This is a genomic window from Plantactinospora sp. CNZ321 (assembly GCF_004217235.1).
The window spans coordinates 3,305,451-3,327,869 of record NZ_SHKQ01000001.1; the positions used below are offsets into that span (position 1 = coordinate 3,305,451).

General features: G+C 71.2%; 16 protein-coding genes and 1 pseudogene. 13 read left to right on the forward strand and 4 right to left on the reverse strand.

What is annotated here, in order from left to right:
* Positions 1 to 3: 3 nt before the first annotated feature.
* The 8 genes and pseudogenes from EV371_RS14685 to EV371_RS14715 all read left to right on the forward strand — a co-directional run.
* A pseudogene (locus EV371_RS14685) lies at positions 4 to 2,754 on the forward strand (non-ribosomal peptide synthetase); the annotation flags it as partial.
* Positions 2,755 to 2,967: 213 nt separating this feature from the next.
* Positions 2,968 to 3,915, forward strand: a complete 948-nt coding sequence (locus EV371_RS34320; protein WP_349337560.1) for an ornithine carbamoyltransferase — start codon at positions 2,968 to 2,970, stop codon at positions 3,913 to 3,915.
* Positions 3,912 to 5,408, forward strand: a complete 1,497-nt coding sequence (locus tag EV371_RS14690; RefSeq protein ID WP_486484615.1) for an MFS transporter — start codon at positions 3,912 to 3,914, stop codon at positions 5,406 to 5,408. The genes EV371_RS34320 and EV371_RS14690 overlap by 4 nt, the downstream gene beginning before the upstream one ends.
* Positions 5,409 to 5,518: 110 nt before the next feature.
* Positions 5,519 to 6,460, forward strand: a complete 942-nt coding sequence (locus EV371_RS14695) for a TauD/TfdA family dioxygenase (RefSeq protein WP_130462532.1) — start codon at positions 5,519 to 5,521, stop codon at positions 6,458 to 6,460.
* Between the two features lie 49 nt (positions 6,461 to 6,509).
* Positions 6,510 to 7,460 carry a TauD/TfdA family dioxygenase gene (locus EV371_RS14700; RefSeq protein ID WP_130462533.1) on the forward strand — a complete coding sequence of 317 codons (951 nt, stop codon included), beginning with the start codon at positions 6,510 to 6,512 and terminating at the stop codon, positions 7,458 to 7,460.
* A 596-nt stretch (positions 7,461 to 8,056) separates the two neighbouring features.
* Positions 8,057 to 9,847 (forward strand): fatty acyl-AMP ligase, encoded by a 1,791-nt coding sequence (locus tag EV371_RS14705; protein ID WP_165436696.1) that lies wholly within the window; start codon positions 8,057 to 8,059, stop codon positions 9,845 to 9,847.
* 79 nt (positions 9,848 to 9,926) lie between these two features.
* Positions 9,927 to 11,879 carry a BTAD domain-containing putative transcriptional regulator gene (locus tag EV371_RS14710; protein WP_130462535.1) on the forward strand — a complete coding sequence of 651 codons (1,953 nt, stop codon included), beginning with the start codon at positions 9,927 to 9,929 and terminating at the stop codon, positions 11,877 to 11,879.
* A 49-nt stretch (positions 11,880 to 11,928) separates the two neighbouring features.
* Positions 11,929 to 12,684: an alpha/beta fold hydrolase gene (locus tag EV371_RS14715; protein ID WP_130462536.1), complete on the forward strand. Its 756-nt coding sequence runs from the start codon at positions 11,929 to 11,931 to the stop codon at positions 12,682 to 12,684.
* Positions 12,685 to 12,761: 77 nt separating this feature from the next.
* Here EV371_RS14715 and EV371_RS14720 read toward each other — a convergent pair whose 3' ends face one another.
* Positions 12,762 to 13,109 carry a hypothetical protein gene (locus EV371_RS14720; protein ID WP_130462537.1) on the reverse strand — a complete coding sequence of 116 codons (348 nt, stop codon included), beginning with the start codon at positions 13,107 to 13,109 and terminating at the stop codon, positions 12,762 to 12,764.
* 168 nt (positions 13,110 to 13,277) lie between these two features.
* Between EV371_RS14720 and EV371_RS14725 the strand changes: the two genes are divergently transcribed.
* Positions 13,278 to 14,255 carry an FAD-dependent oxidoreductase gene (locus EV371_RS14725; protein ID WP_130462538.1) on the forward strand — a complete coding sequence of 326 codons (978 nt, stop codon included), beginning with the start codon at positions 13,278 to 13,280 and terminating at the stop codon, positions 14,253 to 14,255.
* A 20-nt stretch (positions 14,256 to 14,275) separates the two neighbouring features.
* Here EV371_RS14725 and EV371_RS14730 read toward each other — a convergent pair whose 3' ends face one another.
* The 3 genes from EV371_RS14730 to EV371_RS14740 all read right to left on the reverse strand — a co-directional run bounded on the left by EV371_RS14730 (position 14,276) and on the right by EV371_RS14740 (position 17,328).
* Entirely contained in the window at positions 14,276 to 16,303 is a 2,028-nt protein-coding gene (locus EV371_RS14730; protein ID WP_130462539.1) for an EAL domain-containing protein, read from the reverse strand.
* A gap of 171 nt (positions 16,304 to 16,474) precedes the next feature.
* Positions 16,475 to 16,759: a hypothetical protein gene (locus tag EV371_RS14735; RefSeq protein ID WP_130462540.1), complete on the reverse strand. Its 285-nt coding sequence runs from the start codon at positions 16,757 to 16,759 to the stop codon at positions 16,475 to 16,477.
* Between the two features lie 137 nt (positions 16,760 to 16,896).
* Positions 16,897 to 17,328: a hypothetical protein gene (locus tag EV371_RS14740; RefSeq protein ID WP_130462541.1), complete on the reverse strand. Its 432-nt coding sequence runs from the start codon at positions 17,326 to 17,328 to the stop codon at positions 16,897 to 16,899.
* Positions 17,329 to 17,924: 596 nt separating this feature from the next.
* On the opposite strand from EV371_RS14740, the gene EV371_RS14745 reads away from it, so the two are divergent.
* From EV371_RS14745 to EV371_RS14760, 4 genes are all read left to right on the forward strand, one after another.
* Positions 17,925 to 19,211: an ABC transporter substrate-binding protein gene (locus tag EV371_RS14745; protein ID WP_130462542.1), complete on the forward strand. Its 1,287-nt coding sequence runs from the start codon at positions 17,925 to 17,927 to the stop codon at positions 19,209 to 19,211.
* Positions 19,208 to 20,179: a carbohydrate ABC transporter permease gene (locus EV371_RS14750; protein WP_486484616.1), complete on the forward strand. Its 972-nt coding sequence runs from the start codon at positions 19,208 to 19,210 to the stop codon at positions 20,177 to 20,179. The genes EV371_RS14745 and EV371_RS14750 overlap by 4 nt, the downstream gene beginning before the upstream one ends.
* A gap of 115 nt (positions 20,180 to 20,294) precedes the next feature.
* Positions 20,295 to 21,134, forward strand: a complete 840-nt coding sequence (locus tag EV371_RS14755; protein ID WP_130462543.1) for an ABC transporter permease subunit — start codon at positions 20,295 to 20,297, stop codon at positions 21,132 to 21,134.
* A 7-nt stretch (positions 21,135 to 21,141) separates the two neighbouring features.
* Positions 21,142 to 22,350 (forward strand): sn-glycerol-3-phosphate ABC transporter ATP-binding protein UgpC, encoded by a 1,209-nt coding sequence (locus EV371_RS14760; RefSeq protein ID WP_130462544.1) that lies wholly within the window; start codon positions 21,142 to 21,144, stop codon positions 22,348 to 22,350.
* Positions 22,351 to 22,419 lie beyond the last annotated feature (69 nt).

The following is a 22,419-nucleotide window of genomic DNA, read 5'->3' on the forward strand; positions in this document are numbered from 1 at the left end:
AGGATGAGTCGATCGGTGCACCACGTAATCGAGGCACAGGCCGCGGCCACCCCGAAGTCGGTGGCGGTGGTCCAGGGTGGCGAGCGGGTCCGGTACGCCGAACTCGACGCGCTGGCGAACCGGTACGCCCGGCACCTGCGGGCGGCCGGGGTCGGGCCGGAGGCGGTGGTCGGGGTGCTGTTGCCCCGGGAGCCGTCGCTGCTGGCCTGGCTGCTGGCGGTCTGGAAGACGGGCGCCGCCTACGTGCCGCTGGACCCGGACCTGCCGCCGGAACGGCTCGGCTACATGCTGGAAACCGCCGGGGCGGAGCTGGTGGTGAGCGAGTCACGGCTGGTCGGCCGGCTGGACGGGGTCTACTCCGGCCGGCACGTCCTCGCCGGCCGGGACTCCGACGTGATCGAGTCCCGGCCGGCGGAACCGGTGTCCCGCCGTGACGACCAGCACCAACTGGCGTACATCATCTTCACCTCCGGTTCGACGGGCCGGCCCAAGGGCGTACAGGTCTCGCACCGCGCGCTGCTGAACCTGCTCTTCTCGATGCGGCGGCTGCTCGACGCCGGCAGCGATGACGTCTGGCTCGCCGCGACCTCGCTCTCCTTCGACATATCCGGGCTGGAGCTGTACCTTCCGCTGGTCACCGGCGGCCGGCTGGTGCTGGCCGACGACGACGAGGTGGGGGACAGCGGCGAACTGCTCGGCCTGCTGGACCGCTTTCCGGTGACCCACGTCCAGGCGACGCCGTCCGGCTGGAAGCTGCTGCTGGACGCCGGATTCGCGGAGCGGCCGGTGGTCGGGCTGGTCGGCGGCGAGGCGCTGCCGCCGGCGCTCGCCGGTGAACTGCGCGGCCGGGTGAAGCGACTCGTCAACGTCTACGGTCCGACCGAGACGGCCATCTGGTCGACCACCTGGGAGGTGCCCGGCGACGTCGAGGTGGTGCCGATCGGCCGACCCATCGCCAACACCCGGACCTACGTGCTGGACCGGGATCTCCAGCCGGTCGCGCTCGGCGTCGTCGGCGAACTGTACATCGCCGGTGACGGCGTCGCCCGGGGGTACGTCAACCGCCCGGAGTTGACCGCCGAGAAGTTCCTGCCGGAGCCGTTCGGCAGGGCAGCCGGGAGCCGGATGTACCGCACCGGCGACCTGGTCCGGTACGGGCCGGACGGCAACCTGGAGTTCCTGGGCCGGGCGGACCACCAGGTGAAGATCCGGGGGCACCGGATCGAGCTGCCCGAGATCGAGGAGCGGCTGCTCGCCCATCCGAGCGTCCGCAACGGTGTGGTGGTGGCCCGGGAGGACACCGGCGGCGAGAAGTGGCTCGCCGGCTACGTCGTACCGGTGGACGGCCGGCCGATCGAGCCGACCGAGCTGCGGGAGTTCCTGGCCGCGGCGCTGCCCGGCTACATGGTGCCGGCCGCGTTCGTCTCCCTGGACGCGCTGCCGCTGAACTCGGCCGGCAAGGTGGACCGGCGGGCCCTTCCGGCGCCGGAGCGGACCTCGTTCGGCGGGGAGCGGGAGTTCGTGGCGCCGCGCACCGAGACCGAGCGGCGGATCGCCCGGGTCTGTGTCGAGGTGCTCGGCATCGACCGGGTGGGTGTGCACGACAGGTTCTTCGACCTGGGCGCCGACTCGATGCGGATCGTGCAACTCGTCACCGCCGCCCGGAAGGCCGGACTCCCGGTCTCGTTGCGGATGTTGTACCAGCACGGCACGGTCGCCGAGCTGGCCGTCGCCCTCGGCGCGCCGGCCCCGGCCAGTGTCCTGGTCGAACCGACCCAGCTTCTCCCCGTCGTCGAGCCCGGGAAGGCCGAGGGCGGTCCGTCGCCGCTGCCCATCATGTCCGCACACCACGTGCCAGGGGCGAGTGTCGCGCTGGTCCGGGCCGGCCAGGTCGCCAAGGTACGCGGCTACGGCGTACTGGTCGCCGGCGGAGCCGAGCCGGTCACCCCGGAGACCCCGTTCCAGGTCGCCTCGATCAGCAAGCACGTTACCGCGCTCGGGGTACTCCGGCTGGTCCGCGAGGGGCGGCTGGAGCTGGACGTCGACGTGAACCGGTATCTGACCTCGTGGCGGGTGCCGGACGGACCCGGGCCGGTCACCGTACGGCACCTGCTGGCGAACGTCTCCGGCCTCTCCACCAGCCCGAACACCGGGTACGCCCCGACCGAGCCGGCACCGTCCCTGCTCGACGTGCTGTACGGCCGCCCGCCCGCGACATCCGAGCCGGTCCGGCCCGACCTGGCCCCGGGGGAGTCGTTCCGGAAGACCAACAGCCACTACGCGGTGTTGCAACAGGTGCTGGTCGACCTGACCGGGGAACCTTTCCCGGAGCTGATCGACCGGCTCGTCCTCGCACCGCTGGGCATGACCGGCAGCAGCTTCGACCCGGCGTTCCCGGCCGACCCGGCCCGACGGGTCGCGCTCGGGCACGACGCGCACGGGGTACCCGTACCCGGTGGCTGGCGTAACCGCCCGGCGCTGGCCGCCGGGGGTCTCTGGACGACCGCCGCGGACCTGGCCCGGGTGCTGGTCGAGATCCACCGCGCGCACCGGGGCGGCGGTGAGCTGCTCACCCCGGGGCTCGCCGCCGAACTGGTGGCAGTCGCCTCGCCGGGCAGCTTCTACGGTCTCGGCACGGTCGTCGACGACACCGCGCCGGACCTGGAGTTCGGCCATCCGGGCGAGACGGTCGGCTACCGGGCGATGACCCTGGGCCGGCTCCGGGCCGGCGACGGCTTCGTGGTGCTGACCAACTCCGAGTCCGGCAAGGCGGTGCAGTCGTTCGTCGCCACCGAGCTGGCCGGCTGGGCCGAGCGGCCCGGCGGTGCAGAGCCGACCGGTTACGCCGCGGTCGGCGACGGCGAGACCATCCGGGTCGGGGAGCCGGCCGGCCGTCCCGGCCTCGCCGCCGACCGGGCCGGGGACGTGCCGCCGGCCGGCGGCACGGTGCGGGAGGAGGCGCGGGCGGTGCGGCATCTGATTTCGATCAACGACCTGACCGACGAGGACCTGCGGTCCATCGTCGCCCGGGGGGTACGGTTCCGGTCCGGGCGGGCCCGGCGGGAGCGGCCGCTCGACGGCGACGTGGTCGGCGTCTACTTCAGGAAGACCTCGACCAGGACCCGGACCGCGTTCTCCAGCGGTGCGCTGCGGCTCGGGGCGCAGATCGTCGCGTACGGGCCGGACGATCTCCAGCTCAACACCGGCGAGACGTACGCCGACACCGGTCGGGTGATGTCCCGGATGCTCGACGCGCTGGTGGCCCGGACCTCGGGCGACCCGGCGGAGCTGCGCCAGCTGGCTGGCCAGGACCGGATGTCGGTGGTCAACGCGATGACCGCCGACGAGCACCCGACCCAGGCGCTGACCGACCTGACCACGATGCTCGACCACTTCGGTCGGATCGACGGGCTGCGGGTGCTCTACGTCGGGGAGGGCAACAACAGCGCCGCCGCGCTCGCCCTGGCCCTGACCCGGTACGCCGGCACCCACCTGGAGCTGCGGACGCCACCCGGCTACGGGTTGACCGAGGAGATCAGGTCGACCGCCACCGCTCAGGCGGCCCGGGGTACCGCGACGATCTGCGAGCGGCACGACATGGCCGAGCTGCCCGCCGGGTTCGACGTCATCTACACCACCCGGTGGCAGACGACCGGCACCAGCAAACCCGACCCGAACTGGCGGGAGATCTTCGCCCCGTTCCAGGTCGGCACCGGGCTCTGGGCCGGCAGTCCGGACGCGGTCTTCATGCACGACCTTCCGGCGCACCGTGGCGAGGAGGTCACCGCCGAGGTGCTGGACGGGCCGGCGAGCATCGCCTTCGAGCAGGCGGAGAACAAGCTGCACAGCGCGATGGCGGTACTGGAGTGGTGCCGTCGTGGTCCGGTCGGCGAACCGCCAGGGACCGGCTCGTGAGCCTCGTGGAGGAGCCCGCCCCGCCATCCGGCGGGGCGGTGCCGCGCGGTGCGCCGTCGGCGCCGTCCACCGCCTCGTCGGCGCCGCCCGGTGTGGCGGTGCCGTCCGATCCCGGCGGGCCGCCCGCGGATCCCGGCGGGCCGCCCGTGCCGAGCGTCCCGCTGCGCCGTAACCGGGACTTCCTGCTGCTCTGGACCGGGGCGGCCGGCACCCTGATCGGGGCGCGGATCACCTCGATCGCGTACCCGATGCTGGTGCTCTGGTACACCGGCTCGGCCGGCAACGCGGGCCTGGTCGGTGCCGCCGCGCTGCTGCCGCACCTGCTCGTGCAGTTGCCGGCGGGCGCGTTCGTGGACCGCTGGGACCGGCGCCGGATGATGATCCTCTGTGACCTGGGTTGTCTCGTCGCCACCGGCAGCGTCGCGGTGGCGGTGCTGTTCGATCGGGTCTGGGTGCCCCAGCTCATGGTCGTGGCGTTCGTGCAGACCAGCCTGACCGTCTTCTACCAGCTTGCCGAGCGGGCCGCCGTCCGGCACCTGGTCCCGGCCGATCAGTTGCCGGCCGCGCTGACCCAGAACGAGACCCGTGGCCGGGCGGCGGTGCTGATCGGCCAGCCGCTGGGCGGCCTCCTCTTCACCGCTGCCAGGTGGGCGCCGTTCCTGTTCACCACGGTCGCCCACCTCGGTTCGCTGTTGGCGTTGCTGCTGATCCGGCGACCCTTCCAGCAGACCCGGCCGGCGGGCCGCGGTACGCTGCGCGCCGACATCGCCGAGGGCGTTGCCTGGCTCTGGCAGCAGCGCTTCCTGCGTACCGTGCTGGGTTACGTCGCGGTCAGCAACGCCGTCTTCCAGGCGCTGACCCTGACCCTGATGGTCACCATCCGCAACGGTGGCGGTTCGGCCGCGCTGGTCGGTGCGGTGATCGGAGCCAGCGGGGTGGGCGGGATGCTCGGCGCGCTGAGCGGGATGTGGTGGATGCGCCGGGCCACCCTGCGGACCCTGGTGGTGGGCGGGCTGGCGGCCTGGGCGCTGACGGTGCCGCTGATGGCGTTCACCACCGATCCGGTCAGCCTGGCGGTGATCTTCGCCGTCAACAGCTACGTCGGCGGTCTGTTCAACGTGGTCGGCGGGGTCTACATGGTACGGATCACCCCGGACCCGATGATGGGCCGGATCGGCGCCGTCGCCACGCTGCTCGCCTCGGGGGCGAACTTCCTCGGCGCGCTGGCCGGCGGGGTGCTGCTGGGCGGTGCCGGGGTCCGGGCGACGGTGCTGGGTCTGAGCGCGGTGATGGCCTCGCTGGTGCTTCTCGCCCTGGTCAGTCCGGCGGTGCGGGGCATCGTCAAGTCCCCGGACAACGCTCGGCTCGTCCGCCGGCTCGGCCGGCACGCCGCGCCGGGCCGCAACGACATCGTCCGGCCGGCAGCCGACTGGTCCGGGAGCGGTGGAGCCGGCGTCGAGCGGTCTGATGGCCGCAGTATCGAGAAAGTATAGATCTTGCCCTCATCCTTGGACTGGATGACGGCTGTGTCACCGACGCATTACCTTCCGATTCCCGCTACCGGTCTCCACCTTCGCGGGAGTCCCCTCGAAGGGAGAGTCCGATGGAAGGTCACCAGACCTGGAGACCGATGGAGATCGACCCGGCGGCCGCCGGGGTCGAGGCGAGCCCGCAGGGGCTGGTCGACTACCTTTCGACCTCGCCGGACCTGGCAGAGCTGCTGACCGCGGAGAAGGCGCTGGTCTTCCGGGGCTTCCAGGTGACGGAGGAGACGCTCGACCCGGTCATGGACCGGTTGCTGCCCAACCGCCTGGCGTACGTGCACGGCAACTCGCCGCGCACCAAGGTGGGGAAGAACGTCTACACCTCCACCGAGTACCCGCCCGAGTTCACCATCTCGATGCACAACGAGCTGTCGTACGCGCACCAGTGGCCGTCCCGGCTGATGTTCTTCTGCCACACGGCCGCGGAGACCGGCGGCGCCACTCCGGTGGTCGACGGTGTCCGGTGGCTGGAGTCCCTGGACCCGGAGGTACGCGCCGCGTACGCCGGCGGGGTGCGCTACACCCAGAACCTGCACGACGGCTTCGGCCTCGGCAAGAGCTGGCAGGACACCTTCGAGACCGCCGACCGGGACGAGGTCGAGGCGTTCCTGAGCAGCACCGAGGCGAGCTGGGAGTGGAAGCCCGACGGCGGGCTGCGGGTCACCCAGGACCGCCCGTCCACCACCCGGCACCCGGTGACCGGGACCGAGGTGTGGTTCAACCAGTCGGACCAGTGGCACCCGGCGGCGCTCGGTGACGAGACCGCGAAGTCGCTGGCCGAGGTGCTCCCGCCCGACGAGTTGCCGCAGTCGGTCACCTTTGCCGACGGCACCCCGATCCCGGACGAGTACGTCATCCAGGTCCGCGACCGTGGGCTGGAGAGCGCCGTCGACGTCGACTGGCGGCAGGGCGACGTGCTCTTGATCGACAACGTACTGGTCGGCCACGGCCGGCGCCCGTTCACCGGACGGCGTCGGGTCCTGGTGGCGATGTCCGACTGATCCTTTCCCGACCTGAACCGCGGGCTCGTCCAGACGAAGGACTCCGACCATGACTCTCTCCACCACTGACACCGGAACAATGCCGCACCTGGTCACCCGCGAGTCGGCCGGCGCCGAGATCGGGGAGCTGATCCGGGCCGAGCGCGCCGGCCTGCGGAGGATTCTCAACGAGCGGGGTGCGCTGCTGCTGCGCGGCTTCTCCGTCGGCGGCGTCGACGGCTTCGACGCGGTGGTACGCGCGCTCTCCGGCCCGCCGCTGACCTATTCGGAGCGCTCCTCGCCGCGTAGCACCATCAAGGGCCAGGTCTACACCTCGACCGACTATCCGCCGGAAGAGGAGATCTTCCTGCACAACGAGAACTCCTATCAGGCGGTGTGGCCGCTCACCCTCTACTTCTACTGCCGCCAGGCGCCGGCCACCCGGGGCGCGACCCCGCTGGCCGACATCCGCAAGGTGTATCGGGCGATCGACCCGACCATCCGGGAGGAGTTCGTCCGGCGGGGCTGGATGGTGGTGCGCAACTTCCACGGCTCGTTCGGCACATCCTGGCAGCAGATCTTCAACACCGACGACCGGGTGGCCGTCGCCGAGTACTGCGCCGGCAACGGGATCGAGACCGAGTGGCGGGACGGCGGCGGGCTGCGGACCCGGGCGGTCCGCAAGCCGGTGCACACACATCCGGTCAGTGGCGAGACGGTGTGGTTCAACCACGCGACGTTCTTCCACGTGACGACGTTGCCGAAGGACGTCCGGGAGGGGGTCCTGGAGATGTTCGACGAGGAGGACCTGCCGACGAACACCTACTACGGCGACGGGGCGCGGATCCCGGACGACGTCATCGCCCACCTGCGCGACTGCTACCGGGCCGCGACCGTACGGTTCGACTGGCAGTACGACGACGTGCTGGTGGTGGACAACATGCTCGCGGCGCACGGTCGCGAGCCGTTCACCGGCCCTCGGCAGATCGCGGTCGCGATGGCGGAGCCGTCGAACGCCTGACCAAGTAGCCGAAACGGTTGACTCAGTTAGCCGAAACGGTTGACCCGGCGAGTCGAAACGTCTGACCCAACAAGCGGAGCCCGCCTCCGGCAGCCCCATGGCCGCCCGGGCGGGCTTCTCGCGTGGCGCGTCCGCTATTTCCCGACTCCGCCGCAGGGCCCGTTCCGGCCATGGATCGCCCGGTTACGGACGAGAATGTGAAACTGTCTTGTCTTATAGATACGCGACCGTATCCCCGCGACGCCCGCCTATGTTGTCTGCTTCGACAAAGAAGTGGAAGTGTCCCGACCGAACCGGGCCAATTGCCCTGGTGAGCGGGACATTGCGGCAACGTGGAACGAGGTTACTTTTCGGTAGTAAAGACCGGGCCTGATAAGTGGCAGGATGTTTTCCAGATGCTTCGCGCAAAGTTCTTATCGGTGTCTCCAACCTGACTTGATTGAATATGCGTGCACCGATATCGTAGGCGGAACCGTCCGTGAGCGTTTGGGGAGATCTGGCGTCCGCGGTCGTGGCCCCCGGAGCCTGTCGCTCATTGGGTGGTCCGCCGTGGTTGGCCACGCTTCCCGTAGCCAACATTTTGGGGGGAAATGCGGGTGGGAATCGTGGGTTTGGTGGAGCGGGTCGCCCGACGCGCCGACCAGGATCCGGACCGGGAGGCTGTTGTCCTCCTCCGCTGGGGCGAACGTGAGGAGCATTCGGAATCTTTGTGTTACGGCGAGCTGGACCGGGCAGCCCGGGAGTTGGCCGGCCGCCTGCGGGACCGGTGCCGTCCGGGTGATCGGGCACTGCTGCTCTATCCGACCGGCCTCGAGTTCGTCAAAAGCATCCTGGGCTGCATGTACGCCGGGATCGTGCCGGTGCCGGCCCCGCTGCCCAACGGGGACAAGCACCACCTCATGCGGGCCACCGGGATAGCGCTGGACTCCGATCCGCGCATCGTGTTGACCGACAGCGCGAGCCTGGTCACCGTCTCGGACTGGATGAGTCAGGACGGGCTGGACCGGCTGCTGTGTACCGCCACCGACATCGCCGGGCCGGCCGCCCCGGGTGCGTGGGACGGCCCTACACACATCAGTCCGGGCGGGCTCGCGCTGCTGCGCTACACCACGGGCTCCACGAGCGATCCGAAAGGCGTAATGATCAGCCATGGCAACCTGACGCACAACTTCGAGATATTACGGGACGCTTTTTCCCTGACGCCCGAGGACCGTTCCCTTGGGTGGCTGCCATTGCACGACGGTGCCGGCCTGATCGAAATGCTGCTCGAACCGCTCTATCGCGGTGCCACCACCGTGCTCATGGCGGCCGACGATTTCTTTACTGATCCGGTCCGCTGGTTGAAAGCTATTGACAAATACGATGTACGGCTCAGTTCCGCACCCGGCTTCGCGTACCGGTTGTGTGCGCGGGAGGTGACCGACGAGCAGGTCAGGGGCGTGGACCTGACCCGCTGGGAGCACGCCTGCGTCGGCGGCGCCGACCCGATCGAACCCGAGCCCCTGATCGAATTCGCCGACCGGTTCGCGCCGGCCGGCTTCCGTCGCGAGGCGGTCCGGGTGGGCTATCACATCGCCGAGTCGACACTGTTCGTGTCCGGTACCCGCCCCGGTCGTCCGCTCGCATTGGAAAGGTTCGATCCGAGCCGGTTGGAACAGAACATTCTGTTGCCGGCGGCGGCCGATGCGGCCACGGCGAGATCGCTCGTCAGCAGTGGCACGGTGAACGGTCTCGACGTCAGGATCGTCGACCCGGACACCGCCGCCGTGCTACCCGACGGGCGACTCGGCGAGATCTGGATCCGGGGCCGGAGCGTGGCCCGCGGCTACTGGCGGCGGGCGGTGGAGAGCGACCGGGTCTTCGGGGCGACCACCGCCGACGGCGAGGGCGGTTACCTGCGCACGGGTGATCTCGGGGTCTGGGCCGGTGCCGAGCTCTACGTGCTGGGTCGGATGCGGGAGATGCTCGTCATCGGCGGGCGGAGCCTCTACCCGCACGACATGGAGAAGGCGGTACGCATCTCCGACACCCGCTTCGCCGACCTGACCGGTACGGTCTTCGCGGTGCCGTCGCCCCGGCAGGAGATCGTCGTCCTGCACGAGGTCCAGGCGGAGCCGGTCGACCCGGCCACGCTGTCGTCACTGGCCCGCGCCGTCAAGGACTGGCTCAGCCGATGCTTCGGGGTGCGGGTGGCCAACGTGGCCTTCCTGCGCCCCGGCAAGGTCCGCAAGTCGCCCGGTGGCAAGGTGCAGCGGGCGCTGATGCGGGAGCTGTTCATGGCCGACGCCCTCGACCCGGTCTACGAGGACCTGGACATCGAGACGCGGCGCCGCTACCGCGCCGTCGGCCGGCCGCTCGCGGTGGGCCACGGCAAGGACTTCCGATGAGCCGCGGCGGGCGGCTTGCGTCCGTTCGCGACTGCGGGGCTCCGCTGCGCTACGCTCCTCGCGCTCACCGGAGGTCCTGATGTTCGGAACCCCGCCGACTCCGGCGCCGCCCGATCCCACCGACCCGGAGCTGGCCGACCATTCCCGGTCGAGGGGGATGGAATTCCGGATCCTCGGCTCGGTCGAGGTGGTCGACTCGACCGGCGTGGTCGAGCTCAGCGCGTCCAAGGTGCGCACCGTGCTCGCCGTACTGCTGCTGGCGCGGGGGCGGGTGGTCTCCGACTCGCGACTCGCCGTCGTGCTCTGGGGGGACGACCCGCCGGTCACCGCCGCCGCGCAGATCCAGACGTACGTCTCCCGGCTGCGCGCCAAGCTCGCCCCGGACGCCGAGATCGTCCGGCAGCGCCCCGGTTACGTACTTCGGGTCGCGCCCGAGCGGTTCGACCTGGTGCGTTTCGAGCAACTCGCGGCGCGCGGCCGGGACGCTCTCGCCGAGAGTCGGCCGGCCGACGCCGCCGCGGCGCTGCGCGGCGCCCTCGCGCTCTGGCGCGGTCCCGCCCTCGCCGGGGTGACCGAGTTCCTCAGCGACGCGGAGCGGCCCCGCCTGGAGGAGGCGCGGCTGGCCGTGCTCGGCGACCGGATCGACGCCGAACTGGCGCTCGGCCAGCACGGGCGGCTGGTCGTCGAACTGACCGGACTGGTCGCCGTGGAACCGCTGCGCGAGCAGTTGCGCAGCCAGCTCATGCTGACGCTCTACCGCTGCGGTCGGCAGGCCGACGCGCTGGCCAGCTACCAGGACTACCGGCACCTGCTGGCCGAGGAACTCGGCATCGATCCGGGACGCGAACTACAGGACCTGCACAAGTCCATCCTGGCCGCCGAGCCGTCGCTCACCCTGCCGGCATCCGAGGCCCGGGTGGTCGTCCGGCACACCCCGGCCGAGCCGCTGCCGGCCCGGCTCCCTCCGGATGTCGCCGACTTCACCGGCCGCGACCGGGAGGCCGCCCAGGTGGTCGCGCTGCTGCGGACCCGGGCGGACAACGGCGGGCGGCGGCTCGCCTGCGTCATCGGCGGGATGGCCGGGCTGGGCAAGACGGCCCTGGCGATCCACGTCGGCCACCTGCTGCGGTCGTCGTACCCGGACGGGCAGATCTATCTCGACCTGCGCGGTGCCGGACCGCAGCCGGCGGACCCCGCCGATCTGCTCGGCACCATCCTGCGGGCGCTCGGCACCGAGGCGTCCGAGGTCCCGCCGTCGATGGCGGAACGGATCCAGCTCTACCAGAGCCGGCTGGCCGGGCGCCGGGTGCTGGTGCTGCTCGACAACGCCGCCAGCGAGCAGCAGGTGCGCCCGCTGCTGCCGGAGAGCCCGACCTGCGCGGCGATGGTGACCAGCCGGGCCCGGCTGGCGGCGCTGGAGGGCGTACCCCTGATCGACCTGGACGTCCTCGAACACCAGCAGGCGCTGGAGCTGCTCTCCAAGATCGTCGGTGCCGCCCGGGTGGCAGCCGAGCCGGAGGCCGCGGTACGCATCGTCGAACTCTGCGGCCACCTGCCGCTCGGGGTACGCATCGCGGGTGCCCGGCTCACCGCGAAGCCGCACTGGCGGCTCGCCCGGCTCGCCGACCGGCTCTCCAGTCAGCGCCGCCGGCTCGACGAACTCCGGATCGGCGACCTGGAGGTCCGGGCCAGCGTGGCGCTGAGCCTGCAGGGCCTGGGCGAGCCGGCCCGGCGCGCCTTCCGGCTGCTGGCCCTGTTGGACGCGCCCCGGTTCGCCATCTGGACCGCCGCGGTGCTGCTCGACGTCACCCTCGCCACCGCGCGGGAACTGCTGGAACAACTGGTCGACGCCCGACTGCTCGACGTCACCCAGGTCGACGGTTCGAGCCAGGCCCGGTACTTCTTCCACGACCTGGTCCGGGCACTCGCCCTGGAGCAGGCCGCCGACGAGGAGACGGCCGACGAGCGGTACGCGGCGCTGGACCGGACGTTCGGCAGCCGGTCAGGACCGGGTACGAAGGAGAACGGGTGACCGTCCGGCTCCGCCAGAGCACACTCCAGCACGGGAAAGGGCTGCACCGGTGAGCACGTACGGCAGGGTCACGAACGCCTGGTTCCTCCGCTTCGGAGCCGCACCCCGGGCCACGGTCCGGCTGGTCTGCTTTCCACACGCGGGCGGCGGGGCGGCCGGATACCGGCGCTTCGCGGAACTCGTCCCCGACCCGATCGAGGTGGTCGCGGTCCAGTATCCCGGCCGGCAGAACCGGTACGGCGAGCCGGTCATCGAGGAGATGACGGTACTGGTCGACGAGATCGTCGCGGCGGTCGAGCGGGAACTGACCGGGCCGGTGGTCTTCTTCGGGCACAGCATGGGTGCCGTGGTCGCCTTCGAGGTGGCCCGCCGGCTACGGAACAGCGACTCGTTGACGGTTCGCCGACTCTTCGCGTCGGCCGGTCCGGCGCCGTCGGCCCGGCGGTCGATCGGGGTGCACCTGCGCGACGACGACGGGGTGCTCGCCTACCTCCGGGAACTCGGCGGCGCCGGCGTGGAACTGCTGGAACTCGACGAGATTCGGCAGTTGACCCTGCCGATGGTCCGGAGCGACCTGCGGCTGATCGAGACCTATCAGTATGCGGCCGGTGAGCCGCTGAACTGTCCGGTCACCGCGATCGTCGGGGACCGGGACCACACCTTCACCACCGCCGACGCGCGTCGCTGGGTGGTGCACACCAGCGCCGGGCTCGACGTGCATTCGCTGCCCGGCGGGCACTTCTATCTCGACGACCAGGCCGACCGGCTCGTCCCGCTGCTGGTCGAGCGGATCCTGCCCCGGTAGGGCCGGGCAGGAACCGGCTCGCTCCGGGGGGCGCGGTCATCGCGTCACAGGACCGGTCGAACGCGATCGGCGAGCGGTCACCGCTCCTCGCCACCGGGGCCACCGTCGCCGTCGTCCCGGGGGAGGTAGCGCCGCACCCGGATGCCGTGGCCGTGTGCGCGGATGCCGTCTGCGGCGGCGATGGCGGCGACGGGATCGGTGAGGAAGTCGAGCGCGACCGCGGTGTCACCCTCGATGCGGCTGCGCATCCGCTCCAGACCCTCGGGGGTGCTGGACGCCACCGCATCCAGCTTGGCCAGCGCCGCCGCCCGGAGCCGGTAGTCGTTCTCCACCTCGACGACGACCTCGGACACCACCACGTAGCGCTGGGTCCGGGTGGAAGCGCCGAGATCGCGGTCCATCTCTTCCTTCACGGTCCCGAGCATAGTCGTACCTTTCATGCGCAGAAACCCTCATTGATCCCTCGTCAAGCGAGTTTATTTACTTACGGGCTTCCAGCGCGGTTTAGGGGTCTTCCTGTATGGACTTGGAGTGATATTTCGACTACCCTGCGGGAGGTTGTCACCGGCAGTATCGACCGGCAGGCTGGTCGGATGCGGGACGTCGTGGTGCTCGGCGCAGGGGTGGTCGGTCTGACCACCGCGATACGGCTGGCCGAGGCCGGTGCCCGGGTGGCGGTGCTGAGCGCCGACGAGCCCGCCGACACCGTCTCCCGGGTCGCCGCCGCGGTCTGGTACCCGACCCGGACCAGTGGCGATTCCCGGGTGCTGGGCTGGGCGCGGCGCACCTTCGAGGTGCTCGCCGGACAGGCCCGGCAGGCGGTGCCGGGGGTGGTGATGCGACCGACCCGGATGCTGCTGCGCGAGCCGGTCACCGGGGATCCGTGGTGGGCCCCGGCGGTGCCCGACTTCCGGGCCGTCGCACCCCCGCCCGGGTACGCCGGACAGTGGCGGTTCACCGTGCCGACCGTCGAGATGGGCCCGTACCTGGAGTGGCTGGTCGACCGGCTCGCCCGGCGGGACGTGCCGGTGCGCCGGTACCGGGTGGACCGGCTCGCCGACGTGCCCGGGATCGCCACCGAGGCGTTGCCGTCGGCGCGGCGGGCACCGCTGGTGGTCAACGCGACCGGGCTGGCCGCCGGGAAACTCGCCGACGATCCGGCCGTGCACCCGATCCGGGGCCGGATCGTGCTGGTCGGCAACCCCGGCCTGACCGCCTCGGTACGCGACGAGCAGAACCCGGCCGGCATCACCTACGTACACCCGCGCAGCCGGGACGTGGTGCTGGGTGGCACCTTCGAGCCGTACCGGACGGAGACCGGACCGGACGACGAGGTCGGGGCGGCGATCCTGGCCCGATGCGTCGCACTGGTCCCGGAGCTGGCCGGAGCGCCGGTGCTCGGGCAGCTCGCCGGGCTGCGGCCCGGCCGGCTCGGCGGAGCCCGGCTGGCCGAGGACGCCTCCGGGCTGGCCGGACCGGCCCGGCTGATCCACAACTACGGGCACGGCGGGGCCGGCGTCACCCTGGGTTGGGGTTGCGCCGACGAGGTGGTGGCGCTGGCCGTCGGCTAGCGGCCCGGGACGGTGTGCGGCTACCGGGTGGTGGTCGCGGAGACCCCGCCCCGGGCGATGGTGCGGGCCATCAGCTCACGCAGCGGCTCCGGGCGGCCCAGGTGGTATCCCTGGCCCCGGTCGACGCCGAGTCCGCGCAGCACCGGCACCAGCTCGGGCCGGTCGATGTGCTCGGCGACCGTCCGCATTCCGAGCCCGTGCGCGGCCCTGACCACCGCGTCGATCAGAATCGGGTCGGAACCGCCGTGGTCCGCCTGCCGGACGAACTCGCCCGCGATCTTCACGGCGGTGAACGGCAGGTGCTTGAGGTAGACGAAGGAGCCGTACCCGGCACCGAAGTCGTCCAGGCTGAACCGGCAGCCGGCCGAGGTGAGCGTCGAGGCCAGCCGGCGGGCCGCGGCCAGGTTGGCGATGGCGGTGGTCTCGGTGATCTCCAGCCCGAGCTGGGTCGCCGGTACGCCGACGGCGGCCAGGGTGCCGACCACCCAGTCCCCGAAGCTCGGGTCCTCCAGTGAACGGCTGGAGATGTTCACGTCCAGCCGCAGCTCCACCCCGGCGGCCCGGGCCGAGGCGAGTGCGCGGGTGGCCGTCTCCACCACCCAGCGGTCCAGCTCGTAAATCATGTCACCGCTCTCCAACGCCGGCAGGAAGTCGCCCGGGCCGATCTGCCGGTGCTGGTCGTCGCGAACCCGCATCAGCAGCTCGTAGCTGCGTACCCGGTCGTCGCCGAGGTCGATGATCGGCTGGGCGTCGAGCTGCAGCTGGCCGGTGTCCAGCGCACGCCGTACCCGGGAGACGAGGTCGACCCGCTGGGCGGCCAGCCGCTGCTGCTCCGGGGCGAAGAGTCGGGCCCGGTTGCGGCCCTCGCCCTTGGCCTGGTACAGCGCCAGGTCGGCGTGGGCGAGCAACAGCGCGTCGTCGTCGGCGGCGTCCAGCGGGGCGGCGCCGATGCTCAACGTGACCCGCAGCGGCTCGCCGCGCACCGCCAGCGGGGTACGGGCGACCAGGTCGCAGAGCCCGGCCCCGACCGCGAGTGCCCGGTCGGCGTCGCAGCAGGGCAGCAGGACGGCGAACTCGTCCCCGCCGAGCCGGCCGAGTACCGCCTCGGCGGGCAGGTGGTCGGGGAGCAGCCGGGCCAGCAGCCGGAGCACCTCGTCGCCGATGGCGTGCCCGCGCAGGTCGTTGATGTCCTTGAAGTTGTCGATGTCGATCAGGAGCAGTGCGGCCGGCGCCGCGTCGCCGCCGGTCAGCTCGCTCATCCGGGCGGTCAGGGCCCGCCGGTTCGGCAGCCCGGTCAGCGGGTCGTGTTCGGCCAGGTACGCCAGCTCGTCCTGGACCTGCCGGATCTCGGTGATGTCGTGTGCGGTGCCGAGCATCCGCAGCGGTCGGCCGGACTCGTCGGTGAAGACCTCGCCGTAGCACTCCAGGACGCGCATCTGGCGGCTGTTCGCCAGGTACATCCGATGGGTGTAGGTGAACGAGTTTGCCTCCCGGATCGCCTGCTCCAGCGTCGCCTCGATCACTCCGAGGTCGTCCGGATGCACCATCGTCCGGTAGGTCGGGTAGTCGAGCGCGGTCTCCGGGTCCAGCCCGATCATGGCCTTCAGGGTGGGTGACCAGACCACCTGGTCGGTGGGGAGGTGCCACTCCCAGGTGCCGACCCGGGCCAGCTGCTCGATGTGGGACAGCCGCCAGGCGTAGTCGTCGGCACGGCGCCGGTCGGCGCGCTGCTCGGTGACGTCGGCCAGCTCGTACACCAACCGGCCGTCCGGCTCCGCGGCGGCGCGCGGCAGCGACGGCAGCCGTCGGCACGTCACCCGCAGGTGCCGGACCGCGCCGTCGGCGGTCAGGCAGCGCAGCTCGACCGGCGGCCCGTCCGGGGTGGCCGTGCCGAACGGCAGCGAGCCGATGTCCGCGCCGATCAGCTGGCCGAGTCGCTGCGCCGCCCGGTTGTACCAGGTCACCTCGCCGGTCTCGGCGGTGGTCAGCAGGGCAGTGGAGGTGGTGTCGAGCACCGCGGCGGGCACACTGGACGGCAGCGCGGGCACTGGGCCTCCCGTAGAGATCGACCGGATCGGGTGCAGCGGACGCGGGACGCGGACGGTCGGCCGTGACGGCGCACTGAGTGTACGGAGGCCGGAGCCGCACGGCCAGCGTCCCTACGCCGACAGTCGTCGATCTTGCCGGTCCCCGGCGCGGTCACCGGTCCCCGGGCACGGTCAGGGGGATCCGGAGGCGTCCCGGCGGACGATCGCCACGGCCACCCGGCAGAACTCGTCCATGTCCGGGGTGAATCCGTCGGCGATGTCGGGATGCAGCCCCGCCCGGGTCTCGTCGAGCAGCCGCCGACAGACCTCCTCGACCGGTTCACCGGCGTAGTCGGCCCGGACCCGGTCGGTCGCCGCGCGCAGCGCGGAGCTGAGCTGTTCCTCCAGGGGCCCCCGCAGGTGCTGCCGCGCCGGGTCGAGCCCGGTCGGGTCGAGCGTGACGTATGGCTCCGACATGGCCGCTCCTCTCGTCGCCGGTGCCGTTGCCCGTCGGTCCCCGTCACCCGTCGGTCACCGACGCGTACCCAGCGCCCGGTGGCGGCCAAACCGGATCCGGCGCACCGGTGCCGACGTCTTCCCCGCCGGCGACCCGCTCACACCACCGGGGGCAGGCTGGTCACCCGCACCAGGTACGACATCTCCTCGGCCGGCTCCTCCCGGTACGAGACCCGCTGGATCTGCCGGTCGTCCACGTAGAGCGCGACGTCGGCGAGCACCCCGAGGTGGGCGAGGCCGATGTCGGCGGCCCGCTTCTTGTCCTGGAGCACGGCGCCGATCCCGCCGATCAGGGTCGCCGCGTCGGAGGTTCGGCGGCCCGGCGGGCAACGCAGGACGATCTCCAGGGCGACCGGCTCGGTCAACGCGGTCCAGCCGCTGCGCTGCGCCGCGGCGCAGGCGGCCTGGAGCAGCGTACGGACCCGGGCGGCCTGCCGATGCCCGGCCGCGAAGATCGAAAGTGCCTCGGTCTTGACCGGTGGTGGCCCGCTGACCTCGAAGGACAGCGTCAGTTCCCGGGTGTTCCGCACGGCGGCACCTCCTCTTGCAGACGATCCCGGGCGAAGGATCGTGGGGACGGGGCGCGTTTCGCCTGTCGGAGCCGGCCGTGCCCAAGGGCCGGACCTAGACGCGTCGTCGGCGACGTGGCCAACTCTTCAGGCGGGTCGGCGTGCTCTTCAGGCGTGTCGGCGTGGCCAACTCCCCCAGACGGGTCGGCATCGACTTCCCCAGACGGGTCGGCATCGACGGCGACCTGCTGGCGCCGGAGGTAGCACCCACGGTAGCGGAGGCGTCGGCCAGCGGGAATACGACAGTGGACCGGAATCGGCTCCGCGGGCGGCTCGACGGCCGTCGGCGCCGAGCGCTGTCGATGTTTCGGCCGCTGGGTCGCGGGGCAGAGGGGGTACTCGACACCTACGCCCGGTCCGGTGGTTCGCTGCGGCTGGTGGCGGGGTGCTTTTCGCCGTGTGCCGGGACGGCTCCGCCCCGGCCGTCGTGGAGAGGGAGGACGGCGCGATGAGCGGTCACCAGGCGCGCGACAGGCGGTCGGTGGGCTGCCACCGGTGGACATGGTCGGCGGAGGCCGATGTCGGCGGAACGGCCGGGCGGGCAGCGGGGTGTGGCGATGACTGAGCCCGAGCGGGTCGGCCCGGGCCGAGGCCGCCGGTTCCGGCTCGCGGCCGCGCTGACGATGCTGACGTTGCTGGGCCCCCTCGCCGCCTGCGGCTCCGGTGACGACGGCGGCATCCCGACGATCAACCTCTACTACACCACCGAACAGAACATCCAGAAGGTGGTCGACGACTGCAACGCCCAGGCGGGCGGACGGTACCGGATCGCGTACCGGGTGCTGCCCCGGGCCGCCGACGATCAGCGGGTGCAGCTGGTCCGGCGGCTGGCCGCCGAGGACTCGGGCATGGACATCCTGGGCCTGGACGTCACCTGGACCCAGGAGTTCGCCAGTGCGGGCTGGCTGCTGGAGTGGACCGGTGAGCGCCGGGCCGAGGCCGAGCGCGGCACCCTGGCCGGTCCGCTGGAGACCGCCCGGTACGAGGGCAGGCTCTACGCCGCTCCGAAGAACACCAACGTGCAGCTCCTCTGGTACCGCTCCGACCTGGTGCCGGAGCCGCCGAAGACCTGGGACGAGATGATCCGGATGGCCCAGGAGCTGCGGGGACAGGGCAAGCCGTACCGGGTGATCACGATGGGCGCCCAGTACGAGGGGCTCGTCGTCCTCTACAACACCCTGGTGGCCAGCGCCGGTGGCCAGATCATCAACGACGACGGCAGCAAGGCGGTCTTCGACGACGGTGCCGTCCGGGCGCTGGAGGTGCTGCGGAACTTCGCCACCGCCGGGATCACCACCTCCTCGTTCTCGAACACGATCGAGGACCAGGCGCGGCTCGACTTCCAGTCCGGGGCCGGCGCCTTCCAACTCAACTGGCCGTTCGTCTATCCGGCCATGCAGGAGGCGGATCCGGAGCTGGCGAAGAAGGTCAAGTGGGCCCGCTATCCGGGCGTGGACCCGCAGATGCCGAGCAAGGTGACGATCGGCGGGTTCAACCTGGGAGTCAGCCGGTACACCCGGCATCCCGACGAGTCCTTCGACGCCGCGGCCTGCCTGCGCAACGCCGAACACCAGAAGTTCTCCGCGATCAACGACGGGGTACCGCCGACGATCGAGAGCGTCTACGCCGAGCCGGAGATGGCCGAGGCGTACCCGATGCGGGACACCATCCTCGAGGAGCTGAAGGATCCGGCGACCCGGCCGCGCAGCCCGGCGTACCAGAACATCTCGACGGTGCTGTCGGCGATGCTCTCCCCGCCGTCGTCGATCGAACCGGAGGAGACCGCGGACCGGATGCGCGAGGCGACGCAGGACGCGCTCGACTCCAAGGGGGTGCTGCCGTGAGCACCGAGACCGAGACCTCGACCCCGGTGGACCGGGCCGGCACGGTGCCGGCGCCCCGGCGCGGCCGGACCGGTCGGACGGCGCGCAGCGAGGGGAAGCGGGCCGAGCGCAGGCTGGGCTGGCTGCTCTGCGCCCCGGCCGCGCTGGTGATGCTGGCGGTGACCGCCTATCCGATCCTCTACTCCGTCTGGTTGTCGTTGCAGCGCTTCGACCTCAAGTTTCCGGAGGAGCGGGAGTTCATCGGCCTGACCAACTACGTCACCGTACTGACCAACGACTACTGGTGGACCGCGTTCGGGGTGACGATGCTGATCACCGTCGTGACGGTCGCCGTCGAACTCGTGCTGGGCATGGGACTGGCCGTCGTGATGCACCGGACCATCGTCGGGCGCGGCCTGGTCCGCACCTCGGCGCTGATCCCGTACGGCATCGTCACGGTGGTCGCGGCCTTCTCCTGGCGGTACGCCTGGACCCCCGGCACCGGATACCTGGCCAACCTCTTCGGTGAGGGGGCGCCGCTGACCGAACGGGCCAGCGCGCTGGCGATCATCATGCTGGCGGAGATCTGGAAGACCACCCCGTTCATGGCGTTGCTGCTGATGGCGGGTCTGGCGCTGGTGCCGGAGGACCTGCTCAAGGCGGCTTCGATGGACGGCGCCACCGCCTGGCAGCGGTTCACCAAGGTCATGTTGCCGGTGATGAAGCCGGCGATCCTGGTGGCGTTGCTGTTCCGCACCCTGGATGCGTTCCGGGTCTTCGACAACATCTTCGTCCTGACGGGTGGGTCGAACGAGACCTCGTCGGTGTCGATGCTCGCCTACAACAACCTGATGCGCGGGCTCAACCTCGGGATCGGGTCGACCATGTCGGTACTGATCTTCCTGGCCGTGGCGATCATCGCGTTCGTCTTCGTGAAACTGTTCGGCACCGCTGCCCCGGGCAGCCCGGACGAGGGAAGCCGCCGGTGAGCGCGAGGAGCGCAGCGAAGCGGAGCCCCGCAGTCGCGATCGGAAGGAGGCGCTGGGTGAGCGCGAGGAGCGCAGCGAAGCGGAGCCCCGCAGTCGCGATCGGAAGGAGGCGCTAATGGCTGCTATCGACACCACGGCCACGGCGAAGTGGCGGTGGGGGCTGCTGGACCTCGTGGTGGTGGTCTTCGCGCTGGTCCCGGTGCTGTGGATCGCCTCGCTGTCGTTCAAGACCACCGGCACGCTCACCGACGGGAACTTCATCCCCCGGGAGTGGACCCTGGACAACTACCGCACGATCTTCTCCACCAACCAGTTCGTCCGGGCCCTGGGCAACTCCATCGGGATCGCCCTGATCGCCACCGCCGTCGCGGTGGTGCTCGGCACCATGGCCGCGTACGCGGTGGCCCGGCTGGACTTTCCGGGTAAGCGGGCCCTGGTCGGGGTCTCCCTGCTGATCGCGATGTTTCCGCAGGTCTCGCTGGTCTCGCCGCTGTTCGAGATCGAGCGGTCGCTCGGGCTCTTCGACACCTGGCCGGGGCTGATCCTGCCGTACATCACCTTCTCGTTGCCGCTGGCCATCTACACGCTCTCGGCGTTCTTCAAGCAGATCCCGTGGGATCTGGAGAAGGCCGCCAAGATGGACGGCGCCACCTCGGGGCAGGCGTTCCGCCGGGTGATCGCGCCGCTGGCCGCGCCCGGGGTCTTCACCACCGCGATCCTGGTCTTCATCTTCTGCTGGAACGACTTCCTCTTCGCGATCTCGCTGACCTCCACCGAGCGGTCCCGCACGGTACCGGTGGCGCTGTCGTTCTTCACCGGGGAGTCGCAGTTCGAGGATCCGACCGGGGCGATCTGCGCCGCCGCCGTGGTGATCACGGTTCCGATCATTCTGTTCGTGCTGTTCTTCCAGCGTCGCATCGTGTCGGGCCTGACGTCCGGCGCCGTCAAGGGGTGAGGTCGCAGTGGCTGACATCGTGCTGGACAAGGTGAGCAAGAGGTTCCCGGACGGGACCGTCGCGGTCCGGGACGTCGACCTGGAGATCGCCGACGGCGAGTTCGTGATCCTGGTCGGCCCTTCGGGCTGCGGGAAGTCGACCACCCTGAACATGATCGCCGGGCTGGAGGACATCAGCTCCGGCGAGCTGCGCATCGACGGTGAGCGGGTCAACGACAAGGCGCCCCGGGACCGGGACATCGCGATGGTCTTCCAGTCGTACGCCCTGTATCCGAACATGACAGTCCGGGAGAACATGGCGTTCCCGCTCCGGCTCGCCAAGCTGGACAGGGCGACCATCGAGCAGAAGGTGGCCGAGGCGGCGAAGGTGCTGGAGCTGACCCCGCTGCTGGACCGCAAGCCGGCGAACCTCTCCGGTGGGCAGCGCCAGCGGGTGGCGATGGGCCGGGCGATCGTGCGCAATCCGAAGGCGTTCCTGATGGACGAGCCGCTTTCCAACCTCGACGCCAAGCTGCGGGTGCAGATGCGTACCGTGGTGTCCCGGTTGCAGAAGCAGCTCGGCACCACGACGGTGTACGTCACGCACGACCAGACCGAGGCGATGACCCTCGGCGACCGCGTCGTGATCATGCGGGGCGGCGCGGTGCAGCAGGTCGGCCCGCCCCAGGAGCTGTACGACCAGCCGGCCAACCTCTTCGTGGCCGGGTTCATCGGCTCGCCGTCGATGAACTTCCTGCACGCCGCGGTCGAGGACGGCAGGCTTCGTACGGCGATCGGCGACGTACCCGTCGGCGACCGGCTGCGGCGCGAGTTGGCGGCCGAGGACGCACCCCGGGAGCTGATCCTCGGCATCCGTCCGGAGCACTTCGAGGACGCGGCCCTGGTCGACGAGCAGACCCGGGAGCGGGGGATGGAGTTCGAGGCGCCGGTCGAGATCGTCGAGTCGATGGGCTCCGACAAGTACGTCTATCTGACGGTCGAGGGCGAGCGGGCCAGCGCGGCAGAGCTGGAGGAGCTCGCCGCCGACGTGGGCGCCGACGGGTTCGGCGGCGGTGGGACGAACCTGGTGACCCGACTGTCGGCGGAGTCCGCGGTCACCGAGGGGCGGAACCAGCGGATCTGGTTCAACCTGGAGAAGATCCACCTGTTCGACCCGTCGAACGGCCGCAACCTCACCCTGCACGACGGCAGGGCCGCCGGAACGCTCGCCTCCTGAGCCGGCAAGCGCGGTCGCGGGGACCCGGCGGCTCGGACGACAGGGGAAGGGGCCGACGACCAGGGACGG